The following is a 7225-nucleotide window of genomic DNA, read 5'->3' on the forward strand; positions in this document are numbered from 1 at the left end:
GACAGGGGGTGTGCCTTGAGGGGGCCCCGGGTGCGTGCTACCCGGGAACTCCATGCGCCCCGCCTCGTCGCCGTTGGATGGTGGATGCCTTCCGCGGGGTTGGCGGGAAGGCGTCCGGTCGCTCCCGGGCCGGCTTTTCGGGGCCCTGGGAATCCTGGCGCTGCTCGTGCCGGTGGAGGTGTTGGCCTGTCCCTCGTGCACGGCCCGGGCGCCCGAGTCCCCCGGAGGCGCGGGGGGGCTGCTGCTGGCGTTGATGCTGGTGCCCTTCGTCCTGGTGGGCGTGGGCATCTGGGCGGCCCGGCGGGTGATGCGTGAGGAGCGGGCTTCGGCCCCCGTGGAACAGGAGCGCCCGTGAAGCCCGTGCCCGGACTTCCGTTGCCCGTGTTGCTTGCGTCCGTCTCCGCGCCGTCCGTTTCCGCCGCGCCGCTCGGGACTTCCGGCCCCGCGCAACCCGGAGCCTCCACCGCGCCGCCGGATGCGCAGGCCCCCCTGGCGGTGGCTCCCGTGCGAGGGGCGTGGACCCTGTCGCTTCCGGAGAACGCGAGCGCGCATGGGGGCCGCATCGACGCGCTGCTGGCCTCGAGCCACCGCTTCGAGCTCGCGCTGGCTGCGGTGATGTTCGGCTGGCTGCTGGTGGCGGTGGTCCGCTTCCGGAACGCCCGGCGGGTGTCGCCGGACGGAGGCACGCGCCGCTCGCGGGCGTGGGTGCTGGGCCTGGCGCTGGGCGTCTTCGGCGTGGTGGACGGGACGCTGTTCCTGGGCTCCGAGGGCTACCTGCGCGACGTGCTCTGGAACTTCCGCGTCCCCGCCGAGGATCCGCGCACGGTGCGCATCCAAATCAACGCGCACCAGTGGTCGTGGGAGGCGCGCTACGCCGGACAGGACGGCGCGTTCGGCACGAAGGACGACGTGGTGACGTGGAACGACCTGCGCGTGCCGGCGGGGGTGCCCGTCTGGGTGCAGCTCGTGTCCACGGACGTGGTGCACGGGTTCTCCCTGCCGGCCTTCCGCGTGAAGCTGGATGCGATCCCCGGTCGCGTGAACCAGACCTGGTTCCAGGCCGCGCGCGAAGGCGCCTGGGAGGCAGCCTGCTACCAGCACTGCGGCACCAGCCACTACCGCATGCGCGGCATCCTGACCGCCCTGTCCCCGGAGGCGTACGCGTCCTGGCTGCACGAAGCCGGACGCCAGGCGGTGCAGGCCTACGACCCGGACGACGCGGCGGCGCACTGGGGCTGGGTCTGGAGGACGCCGTGAAGCCCGGCGCCCTCTTGAAGTCGCTGTGGACGACGGACCCCCAGCGCGTGGCCCGCCAGTATCTGTGGGGCGGGTTCCTGTTCCTGCTCGTGGGCGGCCTGCTGGCCATGCTCATCCGCTTCCAGTGGGCGTGGCCGGGACAGCCGGTGCCGGGGCTCGCGTGGGCGCTGCCCGAATCGAAGGGCGCGCTGACGCCGCCCGCGTACACCGCCGTGTTCACGATGCACGGCCTGCTGATGATCTTCTTCGCGGTGACGCCGCTGCTTTTCGGCGCGCTGGGCCACTTCGTGCTGCCGCTGGCCATCGGCTCGCGGCAGATGGCGTTCCCCCGGCTGTCGGCGTTCGGGTTCTGGGCGTACGCGGTGGGCGGTGCGCTGATGCTCGCGTCGTTCGGCGTGCGGCTGGGCGCGGCGAGCGCGGGGTGGACGTCGTATCCGCCCCTGTCCACGCCCGCGTTCACGCCGGGCCTGGGGCAGACGCTGGTGACGGTGGCGGTGCTGTGCGTGGGCGTGTCCGCGTTCCTGTACGGGCTCAACTTCGTCGTCACGGTGGTGCGCTGCCGGGCGCCGGGGATGACGTGGGGACGGTTGCCGCTGGTGGTGTGGGGGCTGTTCTACGGCGCGGTGCTCAACGTGCTGTTCGTGCCGGTGCTGGCGGCGGCCACGGGACTGCTGCTGTTGGACAGGGTGGCGGGCACGCAGTTCTTCATCGCGGGCGCGGCGGCGGTGGGCGGTGGCGGCGACCCGGTGGTGTACCAGCACCTGTTCTGGCTGTTCGGCCACCCGGAGGTCTACATCCTCATCCTGCCCGCCTGGGGGATGGTGGGGGACTTCGTGGCGTACTTCAGCCGCAAGCCCGCGCACGGCTACCGGCTGACGGCGGGGGCCATGGGCGCGGTGACGGCGCTCAGTGGCGCGGTGTACGCGCACCACCTGTTCACCAGCGGCATGGCCCCGGTGCTGGGGCGCACGTTCATGGTGCTGACGCTGCTCATCTCCCTGCCCGCGGAGGTGATGTTCCTCAACTGGCTGATGACGCTGTGGAGGGGCAGCGTGCGGCTCACGTCGCCGATGCTCGCGGCGCTGGCGACGATGGTCGTCTTCGGCCTGGGCGGCATCACAGGACTCGCGCTGGGCGCGGTGGCCACGGACGTGCCGCTGCACGGGACGCTGTGGGTGGTGGGCCACTTCCACCTGACGATGGGCGCGGCCAGCTTCCTCGCCGTCTTCGCGGGGCTCTACTTCTGGTTCCCCCGGATGTACGGGCGCTCTCTGCACGAGGGACTGGCGAAGGCGCATGTCCTGTCGAGCGCGGTGCTGTTCATCGCCGTCTTCGGAGGCCAGCTCGCGGCGGGGTACGCGGGGCAGTTGCGGCGGCTCTATGACCCGTACCAGTACACGTTCCTCGCGCACCTGCTCACGCTGAACCGGTGGACGACCTGGGCCGCGTTCCTACTGGGCACGGCGCAGTTGCTGTTCGTGGTGAACCTGGTGCGCACGCTCGGGTGGGGCCGCGCCGCGGAGCCCAACCCGTGGCGCGTGGGCACGCTGGAGTGGACGGACGCGGGGCCCTCACCGGTCGTGCTGCGCGGGCCGCATGAGCTGTCGCAACTCGAAGTACAAGAGCAACTGGGTCGCGATTGGATTGGCCAGGCGGAGGTGCTGCCCGTGGCCGTCCCGGTGAAGGGGACCACGGAGTCCGAAGCGGCCGGGGTGGAAGGCGCGGGTTAGCGGCGAGGGCTCAGGGCGCGCGCCGTTCCCACACGTCCACGCCGCCCGCGTCGCCGGTGGGGAAGCGCCGGATGAAGCGCTGCTTGAACCAGGGTCGGCTCTCCGGGGTGAGCTGCCAGGTGCCCCGCCAGCCGAGGACGACGAAGCGGCAGGACTCCAGCATGACGCGCAGGGCCTGCTGGGCTTCCGGGGCGGTGAAGGCTTCTTCGGTCTCCTCGAAGCGGTCTCCGGTGCTCATGGAGTCCTGGAGCATGGTGGCGTAGACGTCCACCACGGGCGTGGCCCCCTGCGGGAGCCGACCGGCCGCGAGCGCCCAGCCGGGCTCGAACGAGAACAGGCACGCGTTGGGAGGCACGTCGGTCCGCAGGTAGCGGGCGAGCGCCACGACGTCCGGGGCCTGCAACCGGGAGCTCTGGAAGGAATGCCACGCGCCGGGCAGGAACGCGGCGACCAGGGCGAGTCCGGCCACGGCCCGTGAGGCGACGCGGCCCCAGCGCAGGCTGAAGGCGTGGAGCGCGGAGGCGCCCAGTCCCGCGAGCACGGCCTCCGACGCGGCGAGGTGCGCGTTGTACTGGTTCCAGTAGGTGCGCGACGCCAGGAACAGGACGACGGTGAGGACGAAGGTGGTGGCGAAGAAGCGGGCGGCGGGGCGGCCCGGGGTGGGGGCGCGCAAGGCGTGGACGCAGGCGGTCCCCAGGCCCACGAGGGCGAGCACGACCTCTCCCAGGCGGCGCTCGTGGAAGATGTCGTGCAGGCGCACGAGTCGGTCCGGCTCACCGTCGGCGGGGCGCAGGGCCTGGAAGGTGATGACGTCGCGGAAGAATTCGGAAGGGGCGAGCGCGGCCAGGGGGGCCACGACGACGACGAACGTGGCGAAGGCGATGAGCGCGAGCGTCAGGGTGTCGCGCCAGGTCTCCTTCCAGGGCCGGGCCAGCAGCGCGGCGACGAGCCAGAGTCCGCCGGGGAGCTTCACGGACACCGCGAGGCCGATGAGCACGCCCGCGCCGATGCGCCGCGCGCGGGAGGACGTGTCGGAGGCGAGCCAGAGGTTGGCGAAGCCCAGGCACAGGACGTTGAGCAGGGGTTCCAGGAACGTGCCGCGCTCGACGAGCACCGCCTCCGGGTACGCGGCATAGGCGAGCGCCGCCACGCAGCCGGCGAGAGGTCCCCAGGCGCGCCAGGCGATGCGGCCCGCGAGGAACACACAGAGGGCGCCCACGGTGGCGGCGGCGTAGCGGGCCACTCCGTAAGCCGCGCCTGTGTCGAGTCCCAGGGTGAGCGCCGCGCCGGGGGCCCAGAGCAGGAGGGCGCCGGGTGGGTGGACGAAGATGAAGTCGCGGTAGGGAAGGTCTCCGCGCAGGAGGAGCGACGCGGCGGAGAAGTAGACGCCCTCGTCGTAGTCCATCGGGTAGCCGAGCGGGCCGGTGCGATGGAAGAACGCCAGCGCGCGCAGCACCCACGCGCCGAGCGCCACGAGCACCAACGGCCAGGGGAGCCCATCCCGCCAGGAGCGCGGTGGGAGGGGAAGGGACGACGTCGCGAGCGGAGTGGGGGCGGGTTGCATCGGAGCGGGTCCGCGACGCTACTACCCGGAGCCCATGCGCACGCGGGGTTCTTGTTCCTTGCGGGCCTCGGGGTGACCGTCCCCGGGAGCGGCTCTCCCTCACTTCGTGTGGAGCCTGGACTTGGAGTGGGCACGCCAGGAACTGAGGTCCAGGGACGCCCCGCCGGCGGCCGCTCGCCAGAACCTGTCCGACAGTCGGACAGGTTCGCGCCATGTGCCATGCCTTGGGGCCTCATCCAGGTGGGGCACGCGGAACGTCGAGTGCATGGGGGCGGGCCGTTTGCCCTGCAGCCCGAAACGAGGGACAGCGCCCCTCATCCGCCAGGACCTTCTCGTGGTGAATCCACGCAACGCGCGGGAGAGCCCAGGGCGCGGGGAGCGGCCTGGTCCCTCGGTGCTTCGTGCAGGGCCCAGGCATGCGAGAGTCGCCCTCCGTGAGCACGAATGACTCCACCGGGACGCTGGCCCCGGTGTCCCCCCAGCGCGCCGAGTCCAACCTGTGGTTCGGGATGGTCCTCGCGCACGCCGCGGCGGCGATGCTCTTCTGCGCGGTGGCCTTCGCCGCGGACTTCTACCGGATGCGCGGCTTCTGGCCGCCCGCGTCCGCGCTCCCCGGGCGCTTCGTCCCTTCGCTCGCGGGAGTGCTGCTCGTCGCGGGAGGAGTCCTGCTGCACGGTGCGCTCAGGCGGGTCGCGGGTCCCCGACGCGCGCGCGGATGGATGCTGGGCGTCCTGTTCGCGGGGACGGGCTTCCTCGCGACGCAGGCCGCGTGGCTCCACGGGCTGTGGTGGCATCGCGACCTGCGCATCCCTGACAGCGGCGTCTTCGCCTCCGTGCTGTATGGCCTGTCGGCGGTGCAGGCCGCGCACGCCGCGGTCGTGCTCACGGGCCTGCTGCGCGCCACCCTGCGCACGCTGCGAGGCTTCGACGCACGAGCTCCCTTGCGGCGTGCCCTGCCCGGCTGGTGGTGCACGACGGTGATGTACGGCGTCCTCTTCGCGGTGGTGTACCTCCCATGAAGCCCACTCCCTGCCTCCCTGGAATCGCCTCCGCGTCGCGTGCGCTTCGCACGCTCGCCGTGCTCGCGCTGGGGGCACTCGCCCCCGCGTGTCGCCGGGAGCCGCCCAAGTTCGAACCGTTGAAGCTCGCGAACGGCACCGTCGTTCCGGCCGCGACGCTGGCGCGCGGTTGGGACGTCTACACGCACTACTGCGCCTCTTGTCACGGGGAGAAGGGCGACGGACAGGGGCCCGCGGGGGCCGGCATGCGTCCCGTGCCGCGCAACTTTCACCAGGGCCTGTTCAAGTTCGGAGGCGTGGCGGCCGGTGAGCTGCCCACCGACGACGCGCTCAAGCGCACCATCCGCCGCGGCATGCACGGCACCCCGATGTTCGCGTGGGACGTGCCCCCGGCGGACGTGGACGCGGTGGTGCAGTACCTCAAGACCTTCAGCCCGCGATGGAAGGAAGAGGCGCCGGGCGTGCCGCTCGCGATGTCGGAGGATCCGTGGAAGGGCCGCGACGCGGAAGCCGTGGCACAAGGCCGCACCGTCTACCACGTGGCCGGCAAGGGCAACGCGGGCTGCGCCAGTTGCCACGTCGCGTACCTGCCCCGCGCGGAACTCGCCGCGCTCACCGAGAGCGTCACCGGCCGCAAGGTGAACCTGGCCAACGTGGATCCGTACACCGCGCTGGTTCGGGATTCGGACTACTCGCTCACCGTGGACGCGAAGGGCGAGGCCCTGCAGCTCTCCAAGGTGCTGCCCCCCGACTTCCTCTTCCACCGCCTGCGCACCGTGTGGCCCCAGGGCACCCGCGTGGAAGGCCAGCCGTACACCGCCCAGGCCCAGCGCGAGGACCTCTACCGCGTCATGGCCGCGGGCGTCGGCGGCGCCGCCATGCCTTCGTGGAAGGGCGCCATCCCGGAGGAGAACCTCTGGGCGCTCGCCTACTACGTGCAGAGCCTGCTCGTGCTGCATGACACCGACGAAGCCCGCGAACTCCAACAGCGCCTGCGCGACTCCAAGATGCAGCCATAGTGGATTGATTCAACAACCTGAAAAGACAGTCTTCCTGGGAAACTAATTCTCAGGCGTCACGAAAATCCGGGCACTGGTTTCCACTTTTTCCCGGAGTTTCAACCGTGACGACCTATTCCGTTCGCAGCGGCGACACGTTGAGCGGCCTCGCGCAGCGCTTCAACACGTCGGTGGGTTCGCTCCAGAAGTCGAACCACATCGCGAACGCGAACCTCATCCGCGTGGGGCAGAAGCTGACGGTGCCGGACTCGTTCCAGGCGGCGGCTTCTGGGGGCAAGGCGGGCAGCTACACGGTGCGCAGCGGGGACACGCTGAGCGGCATCGCGGGGCGCAACGGCACGACGGCGGCGGCGCTGGCGAAGGCCAACAACATCTCCAACCCGAACAAGATCTACGTGGGCCAGAAGCTCACGATTCCGGGCAAGGGTGGCGCGGCGCCGGTGACGCCGAAGCCGACGTCGGGGGGCTCGACGTACACGGTGCGCAGTGGGGACACGCTGAGCGGCATCGCGGGTCGTCACGGCACGACGGTGAACGCGTTGCAGCAGGCGAACAACATCTCCAACCCGAACAAGATCTACGTGGGCCAGAAGCTCACGATTCCGGGCAAGAGCGGCGGAGGGGGGACGACGAACC

General features: G+C 71.4%; 7 protein-coding genes. 6 read left to right on the forward strand and 1 reads right to left on the reverse strand.

All coding sequences use genetic code 11. The features are described from left to right. Positions 1 to 52: 52 nt before the first annotated feature. Genes D7V88_RS36650 through D7V88_RS36660 form a run of 3 tightly spaced genes read left to right on the forward strand, consistent with a single transcriptional unit; the run spans position 53 to position 2987 of the window. Complete coding sequence (locus tag D7V88_RS36650; RefSeq protein WP_120545229.1) at positions 53 to 355, forward strand: hypothetical protein; 303 nt, start codon at positions 53 to 55, stop codon at positions 353 to 355. Continuing rightward, positions 352 to 1257: a cytochrome c oxidase subunit II gene (locus tag D7V88_RS36655; RefSeq protein ID WP_244238587.1), complete on the forward strand. Its 906-nt coding sequence runs from the start codon at positions 352 to 354 to the stop codon at positions 1255 to 1257. Before D7V88_RS36650 ends, D7V88_RS36655 begins: the two co-directional genes overlap by 4 nt. Next, positions 1254 to 2987 carry a cytochrome c oxidase subunit I gene (locus D7V88_RS36660; RefSeq protein ID WP_120545230.1) on the forward strand — a complete coding sequence of 578 codons (1734 nt, stop codon included), beginning with the start codon at positions 1254 to 1256 and terminating at the stop codon, positions 2985 to 2987. The genes D7V88_RS36655 and D7V88_RS36660 overlap by 4 nt, the downstream gene beginning before the upstream one ends. A 10-nt stretch (positions 2988 to 2997) precedes the next feature. Here the strand turns inward: D7V88_RS36660 and D7V88_RS36665 are convergent, their stop codons facing one another. After that, positions 2998 to 4551 carry a glycosyltransferase 87 family protein gene (locus D7V88_RS36665; protein WP_120545231.1) on the reverse strand — a complete coding sequence of 518 codons (1554 nt, stop codon included), beginning with the start codon at positions 4549 to 4551 and terminating at the stop codon, positions 2998 to 3000. Between the two features lie 434 nt (positions 4552 to 4985). Here D7V88_RS36665 and D7V88_RS36670 point away from each other — a divergent pair, with 434 nt between their 5' ends. From D7V88_RS36670 to D7V88_RS36680, 3 genes are all read left to right on the forward strand, one after another. Next, positions 4986 to 5570, forward strand: coding sequence for a hypothetical protein (locus D7V88_RS36670; protein ID WP_147449025.1), 585 nt, complete (start codon positions 4986 to 4988; stop codon positions 5568 to 5570). Continuing rightward, a complete protein-coding gene (locus D7V88_RS36675) occupies positions 5567 to 6589 on the forward strand; it encodes a cytochrome c (RefSeq protein WP_120545233.1) in 1023 nt (340 codons plus the stop codon). The genes D7V88_RS36670 and D7V88_RS36675 overlap by 4 nt, the downstream gene beginning before the upstream one ends. A gap of 104 nt (positions 6590 to 6693) precedes the next feature. Beyond that, positions 6694 to 7225: LysM peptidoglycan-binding domain-containing protein (locus D7V88_RS36680; RefSeq protein ID WP_120545234.1), on the forward strand; the 532-nt coding region annotated here is incomplete at its 3' end.

Origin of the sequence: Corallococcus terminator (assembly GCF_003611635.1) — a bacterium.
GTDB lineage: Bacteria > Myxococcota > Myxococcia > Myxococcales > Myxococcaceae > Corallococcus > Corallococcus terminator.

Excerpts from the sequence above, each read along its gene's own strand:
- D7V88_RS36665 (WP_120545231.1), bottom strand. The coding sequence starts at position 4,551 with ATGCAACCCGCCCCCACTCCGCTCGCGACGTCGTCCCTTCCCCTCCCA.
- D7V88_RS36675 (WP_120545233.1), top strand. The coding sequence starts at position 5,567 with ATGAAGCCCACTCCCTGCCTCCCTGGAATCGCCTCCGCGTCGCGTGCG.
- D7V88_RS36650 (WP_120545229.1), top strand. The coding sequence starts at position 53 with ATGCGCCCCGCCTCGTCGCCGTTGGATGGTGGATGCCTTCCGCGGGGT.